The organism is Mesorhizobium sp. M1E.F.Ca.ET.063.01.1.1 (assembly GCF_003998155.1).
GTDB lineage: Bacteria > Pseudomonadota > Alphaproteobacteria > Rhizobiales > Rhizobiaceae > Mesorhizobium.
This window is the reverse complement of sequence record NZ_RZSC01001085.1, coordinates 1-1491: the sequence shown is the minus strand read 5'-3', so window position 1 is coordinate 1491 and position 1491 is coordinate 1. Positions and strand designations below refer to the sequence as shown.

Below are 1491 nucleotides of genomic sequence, written 5' to 3'. Positions count from 1 at the left end.
CCTCTGCTCTCTGCCGCTCCATCGCATTGGTGAAGCCGGCCAAATCGACGGAGATGCTGCGCTGGCGCAGCGCATCCTGCGTCAGGTCGAGCGGGAAGCCGTAGGTGTCATAGAGCTTGAAGGCCGTCTCGCCGTCCAGCATGTCGCCGGCGCCGAGCGTCTCCGTCGCATCCGCCAGCAGCCCGAGTCCGCGCACCAGGGTCTTGCGGAAGCGCGTCTCCTCGAGCTTCAGCGTCTCGGTGATCAGCGCTTCGCCGCGGCTCAGTTCGGGATAGGCCTGGCCCATTTCGCGCACCAGCGCCGGAACCAGCTTCCACATCAGCGGCTCCTTGGCGCCCAAGAGCTGCGCATGGCGCATGGCGCGGCGCATGATGCGGCGCAGCACATAGCCGCGGCCTTCGTTGGACGGTAGCACGCCGTCGGCCACCAGGAAGGAGGTCGAGCGCAGGTGATCCGCGATCACGCGGAAGGACGCAACGTTCTCCTCATTGGGACCGTGGCCGAGCGCCGAGGACGCGGCATCGATCAGGTGCTTGAACAGGTCGGTCTCGAAAACGCTCTCCACCCCCTGCAGGATGGATGCCATGCGCTCCAGGCCCATGCCGGTGTCGATCGATGGACGCGGCAGGTCGATGCGCTCTTCCTTCGTCACCTGCTCATACTGCATGAACACCAGGTTCCAGAATTCGAGGAACCGGTCGCCGTCCTCCTCCGGGCTGCCGGGCGGTCCGCCCCAGATGTGCTCGCCGCGGTCGATGAATATCTCCGAACAAGGGCCGCACGGTCCGGTGTCGCCCATCGCCCAGAAATTGTCCGAGGTCGGGATGCGGATGATGCGATCGTCGGAGAAGCCGGCGATCTTCTTCCAGTAGCCGGCCGCCTCGTCGTCGGTGTGATAGACGGTGACCAGGAGCTTGTCCTTCGGCAGGCCGAATTCCCTGGTGATCAGGTTCCAGGCAAGCTCGATCGCGCGCTCCTTGAAATAGTCGCCGAACGAGAAATTGCCGAGCATCTCGAAAAAGGTGAGATGGCGCGCGGTATAGCCGACATTGTCGAGGTCATTGTGCTTGCCGCCGGCGCGCACGCTCTTCTGCGCGGTCGAAGCGCGCGAATAAGGCCGCTTCTCCAGCCCGGTGAAGACGTTCTTAAACTGCACCATGCCGGCGTTGGTGAACATCAGCGTCGGGTCGTTGCGCGGCACAAGCGGGCTGGAGGCGACGATCTCGTGACCCTCCTTGCGGAAGTAGTCGAGGAATGTCGACCGGATGTCGTTCACGCCACTCATGAGTACTGCCTTTTCGCGAGAACCGCCGGCTTAGCCGGCGGCAAATGGGCTTTCGGTTCCGAAGATAGATTGGCCTTTTAGCCGTAGCTCTTGACCCTGTCCAGAAACACGGAATTGGGCCAAATCAGACGTCGCCGGCGGCCCTGCGCTGCCCGCAAACGCAAACCGCCGACACGAAGGCCGGCGGTTCGGAACGCAGTACCAGG

At 63.6% G+C, this 1491-nt stretch carries 1 protein-coding gene; it reads right to left on the bottom strand.

What is annotated here, in order from left to right; genetic code table 11:
• Positions 1-1285: alanine--tRNA ligase (gene alaS / locus EOA29_RS36235; RefSeq protein ID WP_127222379.1), on the bottom strand; the 1285-nt coding region annotated here is incomplete at its 3' end.
• Between the last annotated feature and the right edge of the window lie 206 nt (positions 1286-1491).